The sequence below is a fragment of the Sphingomonas sp. LT1P40 genome (genome assembly GCF_036663835.1).
Taxonomy (GTDB): Bacteria; Pseudomonadota; Alphaproteobacteria; order Sphingomonadales; family Sphingomonadaceae; genus Sphingomonas.
The window spans coordinates 1,239,763-1,261,533 of sequence record NZ_JAXOJT010000001.1; the positions used below are offsets into that span (position 1 = coordinate 1,239,763).

General features: G+C 63.8%; 16 protein-coding genes. 8 read left to right on the forward strand and 8 right to left on the reverse strand.

Annotated elements, in window-relative coordinates; translation table 11 throughout:
* Positions 1-294: 294 nt before the first annotated feature.
* From U1702_RS06095 to U1702_RS06110, 4 genes are all read left to right on the forward strand, one after another.
* Positions 295-2,388, forward strand: coding sequence for a S8 family serine peptidase (locus tag U1702_RS06095; protein WP_332722974.1), 2,094 nt, complete (start codon positions 295-297; stop codon positions 2,386-2,388).
* Positions 2,385-3,674 carry a ComEC/Rec2 family competence protein gene (locus tag U1702_RS06100; protein WP_332722976.1) on the forward strand — a complete coding sequence of 430 codons (1,290 nt, stop codon included), beginning with the start codon at positions 2,385-2,387 and terminating at the stop codon, positions 3,672-3,674. Before U1702_RS06095 ends, U1702_RS06100 begins: the two co-directional genes overlap by 4 nt.
* Positions 3,675-3,987: 313 nt before the next feature.
* Positions 3,988-5,622, forward strand: a complete 1,635-nt coding sequence (locus U1702_RS06105) for an alpha-amylase family glycosyl hydrolase (protein ID WP_332724595.1) — start codon at positions 3,988-3,990, stop codon at positions 5,620-5,622.
* The gene (locus U1702_RS06110; protein ID WP_332722978.1) at positions 5,619-6,629 is read left to right on the forward strand and encodes a glycosyltransferase family 4 protein; all 1,011 of its coding nucleotides are present in this window, start codon (positions 5,619-5,621) and stop codon (positions 6,627-6,629) included. Before U1702_RS06105 ends, U1702_RS06110 begins: the two co-directional genes overlap by 4 nt.
* 6 nt (positions 6,630-6,635) lie before the next feature.
* Here U1702_RS06110 and U1702_RS06115 read toward each other — a convergent pair whose 3' ends face one another.
* Positions 6,636-9,158, reverse strand: coding sequence for an ABC transporter permease (locus tag U1702_RS06115; protein WP_332722980.1), 2,523 nt, complete (start codon positions 9,156-9,158; stop codon positions 6,636-6,638).
* Entirely contained in the window at positions 9,155-9,856 is a 702-nt protein-coding gene (locus U1702_RS06120) for an ABC transporter ATP-binding protein (RefSeq protein ID WP_332722982.1), read from the reverse strand. The genes U1702_RS06115 and U1702_RS06120 overlap by 4 nt, the downstream gene beginning before the upstream one ends.
* Between U1702_RS06120 and U1702_RS06125 the strand changes: the two genes are divergently transcribed.
* Positions 9,855-10,565 (forward strand): arylesterase, encoded by a 711-nt coding sequence (locus U1702_RS06125; protein ID WP_332722984.1) that lies wholly within the window; start codon positions 9,855-9,857, stop codon positions 10,563-10,565. The two genes, U1702_RS06120 and U1702_RS06125, sit on opposite strands and share 2 nt — an antisense overlap.
* A 40-nt stretch (positions 10,566-10,605) precedes the next feature.
* Positions 10,606-11,634 carry a sensor histidine kinase gene (locus U1702_RS06130; RefSeq protein ID WP_332722986.1) on the forward strand — a complete coding sequence of 343 codons (1,029 nt, stop codon included), beginning with the start codon at positions 10,606-10,608 and terminating at the stop codon, positions 11,632-11,634.
* Here U1702_RS06130 and U1702_RS06135 read toward each other — a convergent pair.
* The gene (locus tag U1702_RS06135; RefSeq protein ID WP_332722988.1) at positions 11,629-12,642 is read right to left on the reverse strand and encodes a cupin-like domain-containing protein; all 1,014 of its coding nucleotides are present in this window, start codon (positions 12,640-12,642) and stop codon (positions 11,629-11,631) included. The two genes, U1702_RS06130 and U1702_RS06135, sit on opposite strands and share 6 nt — an antisense overlap.
* Positions 12,643-12,653: 11 nt before the next feature.
* Positions 12,654-15,200, reverse strand: a complete 2,547-nt coding sequence (locus tag U1702_RS06140; protein WP_332722990.1) for a beta-N-acetylhexosaminidase — start codon at positions 15,198-15,200, stop codon at positions 12,654-12,656.
* 99 nt (positions 15,201-15,299) lie between these two features.
* Between U1702_RS06140 and U1702_RS06145 the strand changes: the two genes are divergently transcribed.
* Positions 15,300-16,364, forward strand: coding sequence for a glycosyl hydrolase family 18 protein (locus U1702_RS06145; protein ID WP_332722992.1), 1,065 nt, complete (start codon positions 15,300-15,302; stop codon positions 16,362-16,364).
* 84 nt (positions 16,365-16,448) lie between these two features.
* Positions 16,449-17,189: a GntR family transcriptional regulator gene (locus U1702_RS06150; RefSeq protein ID WP_332724597.1), complete on the forward strand. Its 741-nt coding sequence runs from the start codon at positions 16,449-16,451 to the stop codon at positions 17,187-17,189.
* A gap of 12 nt (positions 17,190-17,201) precedes the next feature.
* Here the strand turns inward: U1702_RS06150 and U1702_RS06155 are convergent, their stop codons facing one another.
* The 4 genes from U1702_RS06155 to U1702_RS06170 all read right to left on the reverse strand — a co-directional run bounded on the left by U1702_RS06155 (position 17,202) and on the right by U1702_RS06170 (position 21,766).
* A complete protein-coding gene (locus U1702_RS06155; RefSeq protein WP_332722994.1) occupies positions 17,202-18,062 on the reverse strand; it encodes a DUF3037 domain-containing protein in 861 nt (286 codons plus the stop codon).
* On the reverse strand, positions 18,056-18,847 hold the full coding sequence (locus tag U1702_RS06160) for a HipA family kinase (protein ID WP_332722996.1): 792 nt from the start codon (positions 18,845-18,847) through the stop codon (positions 18,056-18,058). Before U1702_RS06160 ends, U1702_RS06155 begins: the two co-directional genes overlap by 7 nt.
* 64 nt (positions 18,848-18,911) lie before the next feature.
* The gene (locus U1702_RS06165; protein ID WP_332722998.1) at positions 18,912-20,414 is read right to left on the reverse strand and encodes a tryptophan halogenase family protein; all 1,503 of its coding nucleotides are present in this window, start codon (positions 20,412-20,414) and stop codon (positions 18,912-18,914) included.
* Positions 20,411-21,766, reverse strand: a complete 1,356-nt coding sequence (locus tag U1702_RS06170) for a tryptophan 7-halogenase (RefSeq protein ID WP_332722999.1) — start codon at positions 21,764-21,766, stop codon at positions 20,411-20,413. Before U1702_RS06170 ends, U1702_RS06165 begins: the two co-directional genes overlap by 4 nt.
* Between the last annotated feature and the right edge of the window lie 5 nt (positions 21,767-21,771).

Here is a 21,771-nt window from a genome sequence, read left to right on the forward strand (position 1 = left end):
GATATTGAGTTTCAGGGTCGCCATAAATCACCCCAGCCTTTGAGGCGTCGCCCACCCTCGTGTGAAGGGACTGCTGACGAGGCACATGACCGACGTCATCGGTCGGCATGCAATACGTCCGCATCCAAAGTCACGCGATACAGGTTGCCTGAAACATCGATCCCGAACCGCTTTGGGTGCTTTTGCTTTCACGACCGCATCGGAATTCATGCTAGTCTTGTCGCGCTACGCGAGCGCGCCAGGTATCCGCCGATTCGCACAGCAGATATGCGTGCCACTTCTTCGGGGGATAGAATGGCTGGACCGCTGGATCGCCTGACCAAGCTCGACAGCCGCCTGCGGTGCGTCGCCAATGGTGCCACCGAGGTCAACGCCATCCGTGCCGAACAGAATGGCGCTGTCCGGCTCACGCCTCGCTCGCATCAGGCGATGGCGTCATCGCTCGCCATTCCGACCGACGGCGAAAGCCTCAAATCGCGTGGCCAACCCCTTCGCGCCGTCAAACGCGGCAAAAGCCAAGCCAGCCTGCCCACCGACGTCGAGGTCAGTGTGTTCGTGCTATTCAACCAGATCGACGCCCCGACCCCGGCGATCGTCTCGCGACGAAACGGCCGTGTCGGCGTAGCGATTGCTACGCTCGCCGAACTCGAGAAGCTGAACGACAACCCCGCGATCCAGTCGATCGAGCTTGGCGAGACGCTCAAGCTGCCAACGCCGTCGGTTGCCGATGCCATTCCGCTGGCACCCGCCGCCAACCGTCATGCCCATCTCAACAAGGGCATGCTCAACATCGCGGGAGGCGCAAGCGTCTCGCTCGACACTGTCGGTGAAAATGTGCTGATCGGCATCATCGATGTCGGTGGCATTGATTTCGCACACCCTGATTTTCTCGACGACGCCGGCGCATCGCGCGTCATCGCGATCTGGGACCAGGGTGGCGACGCCTTTGCGCCGCCGGACCTGACCGTCAGCGAAGGCAAGGCCGGCAAGCTGACCGGTTATGGATCGGAGATCCGCGACACCGACATCGCGTTCGCCATAGCCCAGGCCAAGACGTCAAAATTGTCGCCGCATGACCTCGCACCGCAATCGGTCCGCGAACGCGGATCGCACGCGACGCATGTTGCCAGCATCGCTGCCGGGCGTTCGGGGCTGTGCAAGCGCGCGAAGATTGCCGGTGTGATGATCGCGCTGAGCGAGCGGGATTACGATCGCGGCCGCAGTTTCTACGACACGACGCGCATCGTCGATGGCCTCGCCTATCTGTTCGACCTCGCGCGCCGCGAGAAGTGCGACGCGGTGTCGATCAATATCAGCCTTGGAACCAATGGCGGCGCGCATGACGGGTCCGAGTTCGTCTCGCGCTGGATCGACACCTCGATGTTCGAGCCGGGTCGCGCGATCTGCGTCGCTGCCGGCAATAGCGGTCAGGACCAGCCGCAGTTCGATGGCGATCTCGGCTTCTGGTCGGGACGCGTCCATGCCAGCGGCACGATCCCGGCGGCGAGCCTTCGCCGCGATCTCGAATGGACCGTGGTCGGCAACGGTCTTGAGGACATATCGGAGAACCAGATCAACATCTGGTATGGCGCGGAGGACGAGTTCCTGGTCGAACTGTTCGCACCTAATGGCGAGCGCATTGGCGCGGTCGCGCCCGGCGAGCAGATCGAGAACCAGATGCTCGCCGATCGAACGATGGTGTCGATATATAACCGGCTGAGCGATCCGAAGAACGGCGACAATTGCATTTCGGTATTCCTGAGCCCGTTCATGGGCCGGCCGGTGATCGGCATCACGGCCGGGTCGTGGAAAGTCCGCCTGACCGGCAAGGTCATCCGCAGCGGCGCGTTCAATGCCTGGATCGAGCGCGATGATCCCGGACAAGGCGCTGCCGGTGGGCAATGGAGCCTGCCCTCCTTCTTCGGCAACACCACCTATATCGACAATTCGACCTTGAGTTCGCTCGCTTGCGGCCCTCGGGTTACTGGCGTCACCAACTATGATCAGGCGCGCGAGGCGCTTGCCGCCTCGTCGAGCCAGGGACCGACTCGCGATGGTCGCCCCAAGCCGGAGATCGCGGCACCCGGCACCGATATTGTCGCCGCCAGCGGGTTCGATCCCACCGCGCTGTGGGTGGCGATGAGCGGGACCAGCATGGCCAGTCCTTATGTCGCCGGCGTGTCCGCGCTGATGCTCTCACTCAACCACAAGCTCACCGCAGCACAGATCAGCGGCATCATTCGCCGCACCTCGCAGCCGCTTCCGGGCGCCGACTATGCCTGGAGCAACGATGCCGGGTTCGGCGTGATCGACGCCCAGGCTTGTCTCGCCGAGGCGGTGCGGATCGGCCTGCCGACCAGGGACCTGACGAAGAAAGGGACGGCATGAAGATCGAGATTTTCCCGAGCGCCAGTGGCGACTGTGTGCTGCTCACCTCATCGGACGACAAGCGACTGCTCGCCGACGCCGGTCTGCCCAAGGCCTATGACCATTTCATCGCCTCGCCGCTTGCCAAGCTGCGCACCGCCGGCAAGTCCATCGATGTGGCCTATGTCTCGCACATCGACCAGGACCATATCGGCGGCATCCTGAAACTGCTCAGCGACGAGGTGGCTTGGCGCGCCTTCGATCATGCTCAGGCCAATGGCGGACGGCTCGGCAAGCCCAAGGTGCCCCGCCCGCCTGAGATCAAGCAGCTGTGGCACAATGCCTTCCTCGAAGACATTGAGCGCACCGAGCAGGTCGACCTCGGCACCGCGCTGGCGTCGAGCGCCGGTGTCTTGTCGGGACTGAATGCCGCAGCGCTTGGTGGACGCGAGGCGCAGCAGATTGCAAGCGAGACGCGCATGCTGGCACTCAGCGTCGGCGAAGCGATCGAGCTCAATTGGCGCATCGGGCGCGATCAGCTCGGTATCCCGCTCAACCCGGAGTTCGCCGGCGAGCTCATGACCGCGCGACCGAACACGCCCATCACGCTCGGCGCGCTCAAGATCACCGTGCTTGGCCCAACCGCCAAGCAGCTCACCGCACTTCGCAAGGCGTGGATCGTCTGGCTGAATAAGAGCAAGAAGCGCATCGAGGAACTGCGCAAAGCGCATCAGCGTGATGCCGACGCCATCGGGTCAAGCACCACCGCGCTCGATCTCGCCAACCTCAGCCGAGACATTGCGCTGGCGGTCGAAAAGGATGTCACGCCGCCCAATCTCGCCTCGCTCGTGTTGCTGGTCGAGGAACGAGGCAAGCGGGTGCTGCTGACCGGCGATGCTGGCGACGAAAGCCTGCTCGAATATCTCGAGGCCGCGAACCTGCTGGACGCATCTGGCAAGATCGAGGTCGATGTGCTGAAGGTCCCGCACCACGGCGCCCACAACAGCTATTCACCCAGGTTCGTCGCGTCGGTGCGCGCCAGCCATCTGATCTTCTGCGGCGATGGCGAGCACCACAATCCCGAGCCCGATGTGGTCAAAGGCTATATCGATGCGGTCAAGGCCGCGCCGCTGAGCGACGGTCGGACAACCACCTTCTGGTTCAACTGGTCGTCGGTGCGGGCATCCGAGTTTCAGGATCTCTGGGATGAAGTCGAGGGTCTGTTCAATGCCGCGACGAGTGCGGCCAAGATCACGCGCCGGTCGCTGCGCAAGACCGAGACCAGCATGGCGATCGATCTGGCATAGCACCCACAAATCAAAGGGGGGCGGCAATTTACGGACCGATGCTCTGGGCCAACTGGAGCAAGGAACCGGTCACGGTGAACCTGAAGCACGTTCACGGGATGCATGACATTCAGAAGGGTAATATGCGCGCGAGGTAACTACCAACACGCGAATTGATCGACTTCATTAATCTATCTTGTCGGATCCTAATCAGCGGATTCTTGGCGCAAGCCAAGTGCATCCATCGCATCTTTCAGATACCGTTCCAGAAAATCCGATGGTCCCCGGCGTCTGTCCGGCGGACCCGCAGCCGGTATTGAAGGGTTGGAGCATCATGCCGCACGAACGACCATGGTGGGAATATGGGGTGGTCTATCAGATCTATCCCCGGTCGTTTCAGGACAGCGATGGCGACGGGGTCGGCGATCTTGCCGGGATCGAGCGTAGGCTCGACCATGTCGCCAACCTCGGCGTCGATGCGATCTGGCTGTCGCCGGTCTTCCCGTCGCCGATGGCGGATTTCGGCTATGACGTTTCGGACTATTGCGGGATCGATCCGATGTTCGGCGACCTCGCCGCATTCGATCGCCTGATCGCCGCAGTCCATGCGCGCGGATTGAAACTGATCCTCGACTTCGTCCCCAATCACAGTTCCGACCAGCATCCATGGTTCCTTGAAAGCCGTCGTTCGCGCGACGATCCGAAACGCGACTGGTACATCTGGCGCGACCCGGCGTCCGATGGCGGGCCACCGAACAACTGGATCAGCGATTTCGGCGGATCGGCATGGGAGTGGGATGCCGCGACCGGCCAATATTATCTCCACGCCTTTCTGAGGGAACAGCCCGACCTCAACTGGCGCAACCCGAATTTGCGCGCGGCGATGATGGAGGTGCTGCGGTTCTGGCTGGACCGCGGCGTCGACGGGTTTCGCATCGACGTGCTGTGGCACATCGTGAAGTCCGAGAGCTTTGAGGATAATCCGCTCAACCCCGACTGGACGCCCGACCGCACCGAGCGCGACCGCGTCCTTCAGCTTTATTCGACCGATCAGCCCGAGGCGCACGCCATTTCGGCCGAGATGCGTGCGCTGGCCGATGATTATGGGGCCAAGACGGGCAACAGGCGCGTGCTCATCGGCGAAATTTTCCTGCCCAACGATCGCCATGCGCGCTGGTATGGCACGGTCGAGCGCCCGCAAGTCCACCTGCCCTTCAATTTCCAGCTGATCGAAAATGACTGGAATGCGCGCACGCTGGAGCGCGTGATTTGCGAGTATGAAGCTTCATTGCCGCACGCCGGGTGGCCGAACTGGGTGATCGGCAGCCATGACGCGCCGCGTATCGCCGCGCGAATTGGCGAGGCACAGGCGCGAGTTGCGGCCATGCTGTTGCTGACGCTGCGCGGTACGCCGACGCTCTATCAGGGGGACGAGCTCGGCATCGGTCAGGTCATGATCCCCCCGGACCGCGTGCGCGACCCGCAACATCTACGTCAACCGCATCTCGATATCGGGCGTGACCGATCGCGCACGCCGATGCCGTGGGACGGATCACCGAATGCCGGTTTCAGCAGCGCTGAGCTGTGGTTGCCGCTCAATGCGGACTGGCCCGTGCGCAATGTGGCTGCGCAAGCAGACGATCCTGGGTCGATGCTCGCGCTGTATCGCAAGCTGCTGGCACTCCGTCGCGCGCACCCGGCGCTGGCGATCGGCGAAATCTCGGACGTAACGGCCGACGACCATGATGTGCTGGTCTATGATCGCACATATGAGGGGCAACGGATCAAAGTCGTTCTCAACCTGACAAGCGACGCAACCCATCATTATCCGGTCGAGGTGCAGTCCGCCCGCGTGTTGCTGTCGACCCGTATGGATCGCATTGCACCGGATATCGTTGAACCGGGATACTTCATCCCGCTGCTGCCCGACGAGGGCCTTATTCTGGAATATGAAATGCCAAAGGCGTGAAGATTGCGATGCTCGCACCCATCGCCTGGCGCACCCCGCCCCGGCATTACGGTCCGTGGGAGCTGGTCACCAGCCTGTTGACCGAGGCGCTGGTTGCGCGCGGGGTGGACGTAACCCTGTTCGCCACGCTCGACAGCGTGACCGAAGCAACGCTGGATGGCGTTGCACCCGCCTCCTATAACGAAGACCCGGCGATCGACGCCAAGGTATGGGAGTTCCGCCACCTCTCGCATCTGTTTGCGCAGGCCGACCGGTTCGACCTGATCCACAATCAGGCGGATTTCCCGGCGCACGCCTTTGCACCGCTGACCGAAACGCCGATCGTCACCACGATCCACGGTTTCTCGTCGGACCGCATTCTGCCGATGTACGAACCCTATCAGGACCGCGTCCATTATGTCGCGATCAGCGATGCCGACCGGCACCCGGCACTGCGCTATGCCGCGACGATCCACCACGGCATCCCGCTCGACGACTTCATCTTCGATCCGACCGGCAGCGATAACCTGTTGTTCTTCGGGCGAATCCATCCGGACAAGGGCGCAAAGGAGGCAATCGCCGCCGCCCGTGCCAGCGGCCGATCACTCGACCTGTATGGCCTTGTGCAGGACGAGGGCTATCACGCCCGCGAAGTCCTGCCCGCGATCGACCCGTCGATCCGCTTTCACGGCGTTATTGGCGGCGCGGAGCGCATCCGCGCGCTCGGCAATGCCCGCGCGCTGCTCCACCTGATCAATTTCGACGAGCCGTTCGGCCTGTCGGTGATCGAGGCGATGGCATGCGGCACCCCCGTCATCGCGATGCGGCGGGGGTCGATGCCCGAACTGATCGAGCACGGCGTGACGGGCATGTTGGTCGGCAGCCTCGACGAGGCGATTGCCGCGATCGACACCATCGGCGATCTTGACCGCGCGACGATACGCCGCGCGGTCGTTGAGCGGTTCAGTGTCGAGCGAATGGCCGATGCGTATCTGGCACTTTACCGCGAGATATTGGGAACCAGCTAACCTAGCCTACAAATCCCGCAACGCCCGCGCCGGTCGCACCGACATCAGCGGGATCGACCCCGCCAGCCCGATGCCCAGCGTAATCAGCGCCCCGCCCGCCAACGTGCCCAGCACCGTCGGCCAGTCGGGTGCCCATCCAAACTCGAACACCTGCACGATGACATACCACGCCGCGCCCATACCCAGCAGCAGCGACACCGATGCTAGGATCAGCGCGAGCAGACCATATTCCAGCGCCTGAGTCCCCAACACCTGCATCCGCGTCGCGCCTAGCGTCTTCAGGATCACGCTGTCGTAGCTGCGCGCCTGTCGCGATGCGGCGATGGCACCGATCAGCACAGCGATGCCCGCCAGAATCGCGATCGATGCCGCCGCGACGATCGCGCTCGACATCTGGCCCAGGATGCCGCTGATCTGCCCGACCACCTCGTTCACCGCGATCACCGACGCGCCGGGGAATGCGGCCAGCAAGGCCCGCGTCACCGCGCCGTCCTTCGCCGGCGGCATCGTCACCGTCGCGGTCAGGCTGTGCGGCGCGGCCTTCAGCGTGTTGGGCGAAAACACCAGCACATAGTTGAATCCCATTGTGTCCCAGTTGACCTTGCGCAGCGACGCGACCTTCGCCTCGATCTCGCGCCCCAGCACGCTCACGGTCATCATGTCGCCGACGCCGATGTTCAGGACTTTCGCCGCATTCTCGTCCAGCGACAATAACGGCGGCCCGGCATAATCCGCTGCCCACCACTGACCCGCCACCAGATCGCTCCCAGCGGGCAGCGTGGCACTGTACGTAACGCCACGCTCCCCACGCAGGAACCACGCCCCCTCGGGCAGTTCCGCCATATCGGCAACGCGCTTCCCGTCATACGCCACGATCGTCCCGCGCAGCGCCGGTACGACGTTCAACTCCGCTTTCTCCGCCTCCCGCGCCACCAGCGAGCGGAACCGCGCCTCGTCGGTTGAGGGAATGTCGAGCACGAACAGGTTCGGCGCGGTCTTAGGCACTGTCCGCGCGATCTCGGAATCCAGGCTTGTCTGGATGCCCGCCAGCGTCACGAACAGGGTTAGCGCCAGCCCCAGCGCGACCACCAGCGCCGATGTCTGCGCGCCCGGTCGATACAAATTCGCCAGCGCCAGCCGCAGCAACGGTCGCTTCGGTCGCGGTATCCGCCGCGCGATTTTGCTCACCGCCCAGTCCAGCGCCAGCAGCAGCAGCAAGACGCCAACCACCGCCCCCAGCACCGCCGCCGAGAACAGCGGTTCGCGCGCCGTCAGCAACGCCACCGCAACCAGCGCCGCGCCCGCAATCGCCACCAGCCCGGTGCTGCGCCAGTCGATCTTTCGCTTCGGGTCGATCAACGACCGAAAAATCGCCGCCGCCGGTTGCGTCCGCGCGCGCGCCAAAGGCGGCAGCGTAAAGATCAACGCGATCAGCAAGCCATAGGCCGCACTCGTCGCCAGCGGTAGCGGATGCACCCGGAACCCCGGCTGCACCGGCAGCACGCTCCCCGCCAGCGTCACGATCGCGGGCGGCAACAGCGCGCCGACCACCAGCCCGCATGCTATCGCAACCGCCGCCACCGCGCCGACCTGCAACAGATAAATACGCTCGATATCGCCCGATGTCGCGCCCAGCACCTTCAGCGTCGCGATTCCGCCGCGCTTCTGCGCCAGATAGGACGACACCCCATTGCTCACGCCAATCCCGGCGATGACCAGCGCCGCCAGCCCGATCAGCGACAGAAACTGCCCCATCCGCTCGAAAAACCGGTTCGCACCAGGGGCCGCGCGCTCATGGTCCTTCAACTCCCAGCCATCGCTGCGATGCGCCTTTTCCAGCCCGTCGCGCACCGCCCGCGCATCGGCACCCGCGGCCATGCGCACGCGATATTTGCTCTCAAACAGACTGCCCGGCTGAATCAGCCCGCTGCGCCGCATGCCCTCCATCGACACGATAGCCACCGGTCCCAGCGTAAAGCCCTCGCTCACCCGGTCCGGCTCGTCGGCGATGATCCCGGCAACGGTGAAATCGGCGGTGCCATAGCGCAAACGCGCGCCCGTCCCGACGTCCAGTCGATCCGCCAGCGCTTGTCCGATCAACACACGATCGGGAGCCAGCGGCGCATAGGCTCCGCTCTGCAACGTCATCGTGCCGTACAGTGGATAGACCCCATCCACCCCCTTCAACTCGGTCAGCACCGCCGCTGGGCCACCATTCGCAACCGCCCCTGTCCGCTGCGCCATCGCGCGCATCCGGATCGTCTCGCTCACCCGGCCCAGCCCGCGCAGTTCCGCCTTCTCCGCCGCACTCGCCTCGCGCTGAGTCATCGCTACTTCGATATCGCCGCCCAGCAACGTGCGCCCGCGCGCGCCCAGTTCGCCGGTGATCGACGCCGTCAAACTCCCGATCGCTGCCAGTGTTGCAACGCCCAGGAACAGGCACACGAACAGCAATCGAAGCCCGCGAAACCCGGTATGCAGATCGCGCCGCGCAATCCGCCAGCTCTGGCTCCAGCCCAACGTCCTCAAAGGACGCGCTCGCCGACGATCTGCCCGTCGCGCATCTCCACGATCCGCTGGCACCGCTCCGCCAATGCCGGATCATGCGTGATGATGAGCAACGTCGCCCCCGCCGCTGCCTGCCGCGCAAACAACAGGTCGATCACCGCCGCCCCCGTCGCCGCGTCCAGATTGCCGGTCGGCTCATCCGCGAACAGGATCGCAGGCTTCGGCGCCACCGCGCGGGCAATTGCCACCCGCTGCTGCTCGCCACCCGACAATTGCGCCGGATAATGGTTCAGCCGGTGCCCCAGCCCGACCGCCGTCAACTCCTCTGCCGCCCGCTCGAACGCACCGTCCGCGCCCGACAGTTCCAGCGGCACCGCGACATTCTCCAGCGCCGTCATCGTCGGCAGCAAATGAAACGCCTGCAGCACGATCCCCACACGCCCGCGCCGCGCCAGCGCCAGCCCATCCTCGTTCAGCGCGCCATAATCGACCCCGCCGACGAACACGGTTCCACCGCTCGCCTGCTCCAGCCCCGACAGGATCGCCATCAGCGACGACTTGCCTGATCCGGAAGCGCCCAGAATCGCCAGGCTCTCGCCGCGCGCGATATCCAGGTCGATGCCCTTCAAAATTTCGACCGGGGCCTCCCGGGTTCCCAGCGACAGGGTGACATTGCGCGCGCGGATCGCAATATGGTCCGCATCGATGGGTGCATGCATGAAGGAAAGTCGCTCCGTGACGAGAAGATTGATGCAATATGGCGCGGCGCTGCTGGTTTTCCACCTCGCGGTCGCATGTTCGCCCGCGACGCCCGATCCTCAGCCGACCGCAACGGTCAGCGCGGCCCCCAAAGCCGCCGAATCCGCCGACACCCGCGCTGTCGTCGTCTTCGGCGACAGTCTGTTCGCGGGCTATCAATTGCCACAGGACAAGGGCTTCGCGCCCGCCCTGCAACGCGCCCTCGCCGCCCGCGGTATTGCCGCAAACGTGTTCAACGCCGGTGTCTCCGGCGACACCAGCGCGGCGGGCTTACAGCGTCTCGCCTTCACCCTCGACGGTCGCCCACGCAAGCCCGACCTCGTCATCGTCGGCCTCGGCGCGAACGACATGCTCCGCGGTCTCAGCCCCGATGCGACGCGCAAGAACCTCGACGCGATTCTCGCCGAACTGAAAAAGCGCGAGATTCCCGCGATGCTCACCGGCATGGTCGCCGCCCCGAACATGGGGCCAGACTATGCCGCATCGTTCAACGCGATCTATCCCGATCTGGCGGAGAAGTACGACTTGCCGCTCTATCCGTTCTTCCTCGATGGCGTGATTACGGATCAAACGTTGCTGCTCGGCGACGGTATCCACCCGAACGAAAAGGGTGTGGAAGCAATCACCGCAAAAGTGGTGCCGGTGGTAGCGACGCGGTTGGGGGATTGATGCGCTAACGGTTGCCGTCCCGCAGGTTAAATATAAGGAAGTGAAACATTTAATCAGAGGTGACGACGTGACCCCCGCACTGCCAACCGAGCATGAGTGGAAGCCTGAGCATCTGCGTCTCGCCGTGACCGCCGCTGGCGTGGCGCTTTGGGCCTGGAATGTGGACACCGACGTGCTGACGATGGATGCCCATGGGTTCGAGCTGTGGGGCATACCGTGGAGCGACAAGGTCACGTTTGAAAAGCTGTCGTCGCATATTCATCCGGCTGACCGCGACCGCGTCCGCTCGGCGTTTGCGGCGACCCGGGCTGTTCTCGGCGCTTATGAAACGGATTTCCGGATCCTCGTTGGCGATGAGGTGCGTTGGATAGCCGCACGGGGCAAAGGCGATGATGCCGGGATCGTCGGTCGCACCATGTTCGGCATTTTTCTTGATGTCACGGGCCGCAAACAGGCCGAAGAAGGACATGAGCTTCTCGCTGGCGAAATGAGTCACCGCGTTAAGAACCTGCTCGCCATCGCGTCCGGGCTGACCAATATTACGTCACGATCCGCGAAAACCACGGACGAAATGGCAAGCGACCTGACCGGTCGCCTTGCCGCACTGGGTCGTGCTCATGATTTGGTGCGCCCATTGCCGAATGGCCAGGGGGCAGCGGCGCTGCTGGGAGACCTGCTGTCGATCCTTCTCGCGCCCTATGACGACTTGGGTGCGTTCAAGGGGCGAATCCGCGTCGCTGTCGAACGGCTCGGCGTCGGCGAAACTGCGGCAACCGGGATCGCACTAACCATTCACGAGCTTGCCACCAACTCGATGAAATATGGTTCACTATCCCAGGCATCGGGCACACTCGACGTCTCAAGCACGTCGGAAGTCGATCATGTGGTTCTGACGTGGCTTGAGCGAGGTGGCCCCAGCGTGGAAGCGCCCGATACGCCGGATGGTTTTGGCAGCCAGCTGGTGCGACGGACCGTCGACAGCCAGCTGAAAGGGTCGATCGACTATAACTGGTCGGAGGGCGGCCTGATCGTCACGCTGCGTATTGCGCGAAACAGGCTGGCGTTATGACCGCGTAGCCGGTCTCCGGCACATCCCAGCCACATATTCCATCATCATCCGGTCCCGCGCCGCCGTCGGCACGCCCAGCACGCCGCGTGCATGCTCGGGCAGATGCGCGGCGGCGGCCTTCGCGCCGTCACCGAACACATAATGGTCGAACCACACCCGCCACGCCGCGCGCTCGGCATCCGGCAACTCGCGGATCGAATGCAGCGCCAGCATCAGTGCCGCGAACGGAAACCGGTCCTGCGGCTGTCCGAACCAGTAATTGACGAGCACGTTCAGCGCGCCCTCCGATCGCACATGATGCCACCACATCGGCGGCATGAAGATCGCGTCGCCGGATTCCAGTTCACCGACCAGCGCATGCCGTTGCGCCTCGGCAAAGCGGGGGAAGCGCGTCAGATCGGGGTTGTCCGGATCGACCATGCTGGTTGGCTGTCCCGCCACGGTGCGCTCGACCGGGCCGACATACAGGTTCACGATCTGCTCGGGCGGGAACAATGTGAAGCGGCGCGTGCCCGCAACCACCACCGCGATATTGGTCGCCATGTCGTAATGCGGCGCGATGCGGCTGGCATTGCCCACCCAGATACGCGGATCGACGCCCTGCACGTCCAGCAGCAACGGGTTCTCGGCGGCAAAGCTGCCCACACTCTCCGGCGTCGGCGTCGATCCGGCATATAGCCCCGGCGCATCCGCCGCACCGCGCACCGCCAGCAACCGCTCAACCAGCGCGCGCATCGGCATCTTCTCGCTGCGAAAGTTCAGCCCGCGCATGTCGTCGCTGTAGAAATATCGCCCGCCCACCTCGGGCGGCGCGACCAGCACCGTCACCGGGCGGCCATTGTCGCGCGCGGCCAGATACCCGGCAATCGCCTCGTCCCCATCCCGCGCAGCCGCCACCGCTGGCCAGTCGGCAGCGATGCCCCGGATCACCGCCGGACGATCCGCCGCCGCCATCACCGCGGCTATGCCTGTGCTATCGCCGCCGTCCAGTTCCTCGATACGCCGCACGCCAACCCCACTTACTTCGCGGGTTCGACCCGAACCGTCCGGCTCGCCCGCTTGCCATCGGCGGAGCGCGTGCGCACGTCCACCGCGCCGCTCACCACCACCGGCCCGGCATAGCGCGTCCAGCCGCCATTCCCCATCCGATATTCGATCGCCATGCCGGGAAGTTCGCTATTCGCCTCCAGCTTGCCGCCAACAATACGTGCACCCGGCGGCGCGACGCGATACGCGATCCCCGCGCGTTCCAGCACCGGCAACTGCGCCGTCACCCGTCCGGCGAAATCCATCCACCCGGCGTCCAGCTTGGCGCGATCGACGCGCTTGTCCGCCCAGTCATAGCTCACCCCGGCCTGATAGGGCGGCGTCCACGGCGCGACGCTCCAGCCGCGCTCGGCCAGTGCCAGCAGGCGCGGGAACAGCATATAGTCGACCTGCGCGTCGGTGCGGACGGTCTCGCTCCACAATTGCGCCTGCACGCCCGCCACGCGCCGTCCTGCTTCCAGCACCGGCTTGTCCTCGATTCCCTTGCCCTCAGCATAAATGTTGCGGATCGTCGCGGCGTTGGCGGGGAGGTTGTCGGGCATGAAGCCGAACACCTGGTAAATGCTCACCCCGCGCGATGCCCAGTCATAGCCGCCCTCTTCCGGATGCGGCGCATAGGGCATGTCGAAATAGCCGAGGTCCGGGATCGACAGCACCACGTCCCACCCGCGGTTCATCTGGTCATGCGCTTCACGGATCGCGCCGGTGTGCAGCACGCCCCAGATATTGGTCTGTGGCCTTTTCGGCATCTTCGCCGCATCGGTATGCCCCATACCGTCGCTCCAGCCGCCCGCCTGAAGCCCCTTCGCCGCCAGCGACTGCGACACGCGCTCGATGAAGCGCGGGGTCAGTTTCGTGGCATCGCCGCCATTCGCCGCGATCATCCCCGCACAGGCCGGCGATTTCACCCACGCCCCCGCCGTCTCGTCCGCACCCAGATGGAATGTCTTCAGCGGCACGCCCGCCTGTTTGTGCATATCCGCCAGCGCATCCACCACCGTATCGACGAAGCGATAGGTGCTGGGCAGGCACACGTTCAGCGTATTGTCGTCGTAATTCTGGATACTGCGATAGACCGTCGTATCCGCCGGGTCGATCAGCCGATAGGCGTCGGCCTCAGCCGGTTTCCCCGCCGCCGTTAGCCGCGCGTGCCGCAACTCCATCGCCTTGATCGCCGCGCGCGAATGGCCGGGCATGTCGATCGACGGAATCACCTCGATCTGCCGCGCCGCCGCCGCCTTCACGATCGCGACATAATCCGCCACGCTCAGATAGCCGTTGACCCCGCTCGTCCCGTCCGGCCCCGCGCCCAATTGCGGCAACAGGCACGTCTTCTCCGTTGGGTCCGCACAACGTTTCGACCCGATCTCCGCCAGTTCGGGCAGCGCCGGAATCTCGATCCGCCAGCCTTCATCCTCCGCCAGATGCAGATGCAGCTTGTTGAGCTTGAACGCCGCCATCCCCTCGACCAGCTTCAAGATCTGGTCTCGCCCGTGAAAGTTTCGACCCAGATCGACGTGCAGCCCGCGATACCCATAGCGCGGCGCGTCCTCGACGCGGAGCGCGCGCATCTTGCCTTTTTCGAAACTCGCCTGTTGCGCCAGCGACCGGAGCGCATGGCTCACCCCCGCCGCATCGCGCGCCACGATCGAAATGCCGCCGGGTTTTGCGTCGAGCACATAGCCCTCAGCCGCGATTTTCGACGACGGATCGACACGGATCGACAGCGGCAGCTTACCCTCGCCAATACCCAAGGCTGCCAAACCTGGCGCCACTGCCGCGCGGTCCACGCCCACCAGCGTAACCGCCACACCGCCGCTCAAATCCACAAACCCGTTACCGCGCTTTACCGTCACCGGCTTGGGCAGGATCACCACACCGCCCGGTGCTGCGCCCTGACGCCCTGCCTGCAACTCGAACGCGCGTTCGGCGGTCAGCCACTTCGTCTTGTCGGCGGCGCTCTTTGTCGCCAGCCGCGCCTCGTCGGTCATGTCCGCCACAAACGGCAGGATTTCCAGCCCCGTCTCCGGATCGATCACCGCCCGCGTCGCCGCAATCGTCCGCGCCTTCAGCCCGTCCGCCGCCAGATAGGCGTTGGGCATCGCAAACGCTTTCGAGAAATTAGCCCCCACGCCCCACAGCTTGACGACATGCACCGCCCCCGGCTTCAGCACCGCGCCGGGTTTCAGCGTCAGCCGGTTGACGTCGCCATTGATCAGCCTGTTCTCGAAGATATCGCTCTCGACCAAAGGGAGCCGGTTGACGAAACTAAACGTCAGCGACAGCCGCTCGGGCAGTCCGGCGGGGATCGTTTCCGGCAAGGTCAGTGTGATCGTCGATAGAAAGCAGGCATCGATGCCGGTAGGACAGGAAGGCCGATTATCGACCATCGTCAGCCGGTATCCGATCGTGTCGGCCAGCTGGTCCAACGCGGTCTGTGGTGCCGGCTCCTGAGCAACCGCGGGCACCGCCATCACCGTCGCCGCCGTCATCGCCAGCCAGCTCATGCCACGCATCATCTTTCCCTCACTCGACAAGTTGTATCTAATTTGTCATGCACCACCCGACCGGTCAACGCCTTTCGGATTCGACTGGATTTCAAAGGGGAGAAGGCGATCATGACGCTTCATCATACACTGCGCACCCTATTCACCGCAGCAATTGGTGCCATATTGATATTGTCGCCCGCCACCGCCGCCCCACCAGAGGCGCGCCCCGTTGTCGTCGGCTATCTCGCCGCGTTCAAGGGCCTCGAAATGTCGATCGCTCGCACCGATCTCAAAAGCTTCACCCATTTCAACCTGTCCTTCGCCAACCCCTCCGCTGACGGCGCGTTCGTCCGCGACGGTCGTCTCACCTGCATGGGTGACGAGACTGGCCAGAACCTCGACGTCGCCACCCTCCGCGCCACCGTCGCCAAGCTCCAGGCGAGCGGTGCAAAAGTCCTCGTCTCGGTCGCCGGCGGCGTCATCCCCGGCTGCTCGGGAGACTGGAAGGCGTTGCTCGCCCCCGACAAGCGCACCGCCACCGCCGCCGCGCTGATTGCCCTTGCCGACACCCTCAACCTCGACGGTGTGGACATCGACATCGAGGGCGAACTGCTCACCGCGATCGACCGCGCGGGCGACTACACCCCCTTCATCCAGACGCTGTCCGCCGCGATGAAGGCGCGCGGCAAGCTGCTCACCTGCGCCACGGCCTCATACGAAGGTGGCATGATCCCGGTCAGCTCGATCCGCTATTTCGACCTCGTCAACGTCATGTCCTATGACGCAATCGGCCCAAGCTGGGGACCGGCCGGTGCCGAACATTCGACCTATGCCATGGCAGAGCGCGACCTCAACCTGTGGCGCGCCCGCGGCGTCCCGCGCGAGCGCCTGATCCTCGGCGTTCCATTCTATGGCTATGGTTTCAACGGCGAAAAACCCAATTGGTCCTATCGCGATCTCGCCACCGAACGCGGGGCAACAGCATCAAAAGGAGACCTGATCGGCAAAGCGTGCGCGGGCTGTCGCTACATCACCTATAACAGCCCCGCCACGATCGAGCGCAAGGCAGCCCTCGCGCTCGCAAAGGGCGGCGGCGTGATGGTGTGGGAATTGTCGCAGGACACGCCCGATCATGCCCTCACGCGCGCCATTCATCGCGGCCTCTCCGGCGACGAAAAACGCGCAAAAGATTGACGCGGTGATACCAATGCAACACATGTGATCCCACGCACTGGTATTATCGCCAGCGCGCCGGGGCCACAGCTGGAGCATTCGTCCTTGTCGTTGATCGAACATGTGGGTCCGCTCCAGAAAAGCGACCCCACCCCGCTCTATCTTCAGCTGCAAAAGATCCTGCGCGACGCGATCGAGGGTCAGGTGGTCAAGGCCGAAGAGGCGATCCCCACCGAACGCGACCTGGCCGAGGAGTTCGAGGTTTCGCGCATCACCGTGCGCAAGGCGATCGACGGCCTCGTCGCCGACGGCCTCGTCGCCCGCCGTCGCGGCGCCGGCACCTTCGTCACCCGCCCGCGCGTCGAAAAAAGCTTCTCGAAACTCACCTCCTTCTCACAGGACATGATTTCACGCGGCCGCAAACCGTATAGCAAATGGGTGAGCAAGACCGCCGGCACCGTCACGCCCGAGGAAGCGCTGTCGCTAGGCCTATCCCCCGGCACGCTCGTCTATCGCTTCCACCGCATCCGCTATGCCGACGACACGTCAATGGCGCTCGAATACGCCACCGTCCCCGCATACTGCCTGCCCTCGGCAGAGACCGTCGCCAACTCGCTCTACGAAGCCCTGGAGGCATCAGGCCACCTCCCCGTCCGCGCGCTCCAGCGCCTGCGAGCGATCGCCTTCACCGAGGAACAGGCCGAAGTCCTCGGCATCGAACCCGGCTCCCCCGGCCTGTTCATCGAACGGAGGGGGTTTTTGACCGACGGCCGCACGGCGGAGTTCACGCAAAGCTATTATCGCGGCGATGCGTATGACGTGGTGGCGGAGTTGAACAGCGGGTAGGTGTGAGGTTGATTACGACGCCGCCCCATGCGTTCGCACTGCATCTTCGATACGATCTACAAGCTGCTCAATTTCAGTCTCTTCAAAGACTTCAACCTGCCCCGGCGATTTCCTAAGAATCTTCAGCGCTCTCCGGTAAGCGGGCTCAAGCTCCGGATCAGACGGTGCCCCAACAATAAAATACGGATGGAAAGGCTCAGTGGCGTCCGGCGCGACCGAAGCCAGTTGCCCCAGCCATCTATGGGCCTTGCGATAAATACCTTCGGCATCTGCCAAATCAAGCGACACAGGCTCATACATGTGCCACGCGCCTTTCTTCCATGCGTGCTGGAAGTCGATTTTGTCGTCACCACCCACAATGGTTTTCGGCTCAAGTGCGATTGGAAGATGTCGCTCTTCCAACCGTTGACGGACGGGCTTCCAGATTTCTTCGTCAGACCGACGTGGAGCGTTACGTGAATCGTACTTAGTGACAAAGCGCTGATATAAGCGCTGAAAAGTTTTGTCTGGATCTTCAGCGATACCGCCGCCAATCGGCGACCACTGCAATGAACTATCATCAGACGGCAAAACCTGACGAGCGAATGTAAGCGCATCGCCAGGCGACGCAAACATTCCATCCTTACCCAATTGATCTGCTAGCTTGATTAACACCCGCTTGATTGAGCGCATAGTGGCACCGAACGCGATTCGATCCAGATCAGGAAACATATCTCGCATCCGGCCGATCGTATTGCGCGTACCTGTTTTCAATATGGCTGGACCGAGCGGCGATTCGGAGAAATGTACGACAAGCCCAACGTTCACGAACTCCGCGGTCAACGGATCGTGAACGTACCTCAAAACGGTATATGTGTAACGGCGCTTCAACATTTCAGCACCCTCTGTACCTCAATCGCACACTCTTCGATATGGTCGCGTGCATTCCCGATCTTTTCGATAGCTGCTTGCACAGCAGGCAGCGATGCTGACCACTCCTGTGGGATGGCGCTCGCATAATCAGATATGGTGGCGTCTGACAATTGTTTCCACGCGTGAGTGATCACTGCCCAATCAACATCTCTCCCCCGCAACGCATCACGGAAAATATGATGGCCGGGAGTTGCCATATGGTGAAGAGCGCCGACCTCCCACGGAGGTCTCCAGCCAATGATCATATCTCCAAAGCATAGCTCGTGGTCGATTATATGCAGTTGGTCACCGCGCTGAAGGCAGTTCGGATTTGTTTGCCGTCTGTCGGGGTTGTCGATCACGGCATCGAACAGAAGGATGGCGGCCGCCGTGGACGTCAGGGGCTCTACCATGCTTGTGCCTGATACCCATTGGCCGAAACCAGCGGGCACTCTCTTGGAGCCAAACGCTAGCGGAACGCTCATGCGGGCAGCCGCTGCCCAGCTGTCATCCACGATAGAATCAATCCATTCGGCATCGAGATCAACGATATAAGGCTGAGGTACTGGCAAATTAAGATCGCCAGCTAAGCAAGCGCAGAGCAATTCCATCGCCAATGATGTCGCGCCACGATCGCATTTTGCCGATAGCTTCGCAATTAACTCGATATCTTCCCCAGTAGAATTCTCGGCGACCACAAATCCGGGGTTAGTGCGACCGTTACCGGCCTGCTTATCGAATTGGATTGCCGCCAGCCGTTCAATCATTTCGCTACCGGCATATCGGCGATAATTGACTTAGTCGATTCCAGAATAACACATTTGGCAAACATTAGTTGAGGTTACCCCCCAACCCCCGCAACCAATCCCCATGCGCCGGCAATTCCCGCACCTGCTCCGCCACCCGCCCGCGCAACGTCGCCAGCCGCGCGTCCAGCTCCGCCCCCGGCAACCCATCCGCAATCGGATGCCAACTTGCCGGCCGCACGCCCTGACCCGTCAGCACGCAATACCAGTTGGTCGGCCCGAACAAATCGCCCGGCTCGAACAGGATATTCCCCGTCGCCCGAAACGCCTCGATCCGTTCGGCCAGCGTGTCCGGCACGCCCGCCGCTGCCACGTCGCGCCAGAAATCCGTGTCGTCGCGCCTGGCCGTCGCATAATGCGCGATCACGAAGTCACGCACCGTCTCCACCTCATGGATCGCGTCGCGGTTGAACCGCGCCGCCACTGACGGATCGAACCCGTCGCGCGGCAACAACGCCAATAGCCGGATAATCGTCGTCTGGATCAAATGGATGCTGGTCGATTCCAGCGGCTCCAGGAACCCGCCCGCCAGCCCGATCGCCACGCAATTGCGGTTCCAGATCTTCCGCCGATGCCCCGCCACGAAGCGCAGCCGGTTCGGCTCCGCCAACGCCGCGCCGGGCAGCCGCTCGGTCAACAACCGCGCCGCCTTGTCATGCGCCAGATGCGCGCTCGAATAGACATAGCCATTGCCGTCGCGATGCTGCAACGGGATGCGCCATTGCCACCCCGCCTCGCGCGCGGTCGATTTGGTATAGGGCGGCGGATCGCCTTCGCGGCTCGCGGGCATCGCCACCGCGCTGTCGCATGGCAGCCAGCGCTGCCAATCGACATAGCCCGTCTCCAGCGCCCCCTCGATCAACAGTCCGCGAAACCCCGAGCAATCGACGAACAGATCGCCCGGAATCACCCGCCCGTCGTCCAGCGTCAGCCGCTCGATAAACCCGTCCTCCGGGTCCAGTGCCACATCGGCAACCTTGCCCTCGACCCGCACCACCCCCGCCGCCTCGGCGTAACGGCGCAAAAACCGCGCATAGCCCGCCGCGTCGAAATGCACCGCGTGATGCACTGGCCCGGCCCTCGTCCCGGGCGCGAACTTGCCCGCGCGCGCCGCCATCGTCTCCAGATTATACGGCCCGTGATCCGCATCCCCGCCCCCGGCCAGATGCCGCAGCCAGTAATGGTGGAAATGGATGCCGGACATCTCCACGCCCAGATAGCCGAACGGGTGGAAATAGCTGTGCCCCGCCCCGCCCCATCCGTCAAACTGGATGCCCAGTTTGATCGTGCCGTTGGTCTCACGCAGGAATTCGGCCTGGTCGATCTTCAGATAGCGGTTGAACTCATGGATCGGCGGCACCGTTGCCTCGCCCACGCCGACCGTCCCGATCGCCTCCGATTCCACCAATGTGATGCTGTAGTGCGGCTGTCCGCTCAGCGCGCGACCGAGTGCAGCGGCGGTCATCCACCCCGCGCTGCCGCCACCGACGATAACGATGCGGCGAACCGGCCGGGTGCGGGCGCTCATGCTGCGGGCCTCCGCATGCGAGCCAGCGCCTCGGCATGCGTCTCCATACCGCGCACTTCCGCCGCCACGCTGCGCAATTGCCGCTGAAATTCCGCCATCAACGCCTGATCCTCCACCAGCAACGCTTGCGGGTCATGGCTGCGCGGCACCACCCCGTGCCCGGCCATGCACAGCGCCCAGCCATCCTCGACATGCGCCTCATGCGCGTGATGCGCGAACATGCCCCGCGCCGCGAACAGCGAGATCTTGGACTCCAGCTCGTGCGAAACCGGAGCCGCCCGCGCCGCCTCCCAGAACGGCTCACTGCGTCCGTTCAGCCGGAAATGCTGCGCGGAAAATTCCGCGATCCGCGCCCGCGATCCTGCCATCTCGTCATTGTAAATGTCGGCTTCCGGCATGGCGTCGCGGTCGATCGGCCATAACAGGATCAACTGCGCGATCGACAGCTGCGACGACAACAATTCCGCCGCGTCCAGCGGTGAAGCGGCGTCACCAATCCGCACGCGATTGCCGACCCACGACGGAGAATGCGGGCCGCCAGCCACTGGCACAGCCACGCTTTGCCCGGTGATCGACAGATTTGCTGCATGCAATGCTGCGTCCGCCGCCGCCTCGGACATGCTGCGGCTGTCATAGAAAAACTCGATCGCCGTGCGGTCGCTCAGCGGGATCAACGTCATCCACCCCGCAGCATGCGCCGTCACCCGGCTGAACAACGGCACCGGATCGAACGCCTGCGCCGACGCCCGGATCACCCGGTCGCACAGCGGCGTATTGCCCCCCGCTTGTCCGGACGAAGCATCGACAATCAGGTCAGCCTCAGCATCCAACGCTTCCACGATCCGCACGCCATCGCGCACACACGCGGCCCGCAACAGCGCAGCATAACCCGCAGCATCCAGATGCCAGCCATGCTTCACCGCCTGCGCCTTCGACGCCCCGAACCGCCCCTGCTTCGCGGCAACCGCAGCCAGACAAAACTCCTCCAGCGCCACGCCCATCCCGGCCCGCCGCGCCCGTGTCCAATGCTGCACGAACGGCAGTGAAGCAAAGGGCGACCCCGCGTCGCCATACGCATGCAGGAACGCCTCCTCGCTGCCCGCCCAGCCCGCGAATTGCTGACCCATGTTCAACGTCGCGGATGCGCGCGAAATCAGCGCAGCATCATCAATCCTAAGCAACCGGTGAAACGTCGCCAGATCGGGCGGTGCGATCAGCGCAGCATGCGCGGGCGGCGCTTCCCCGCTATCGACCCACGTCACCTCGGTCCCCAGCCGCCCATAGGCCCGCCGGATCGCCAGCGCCGCCATCGCCGCCGCCACCCCGCCGCCCAGCACCGCGACCTTCCGCACCGGCC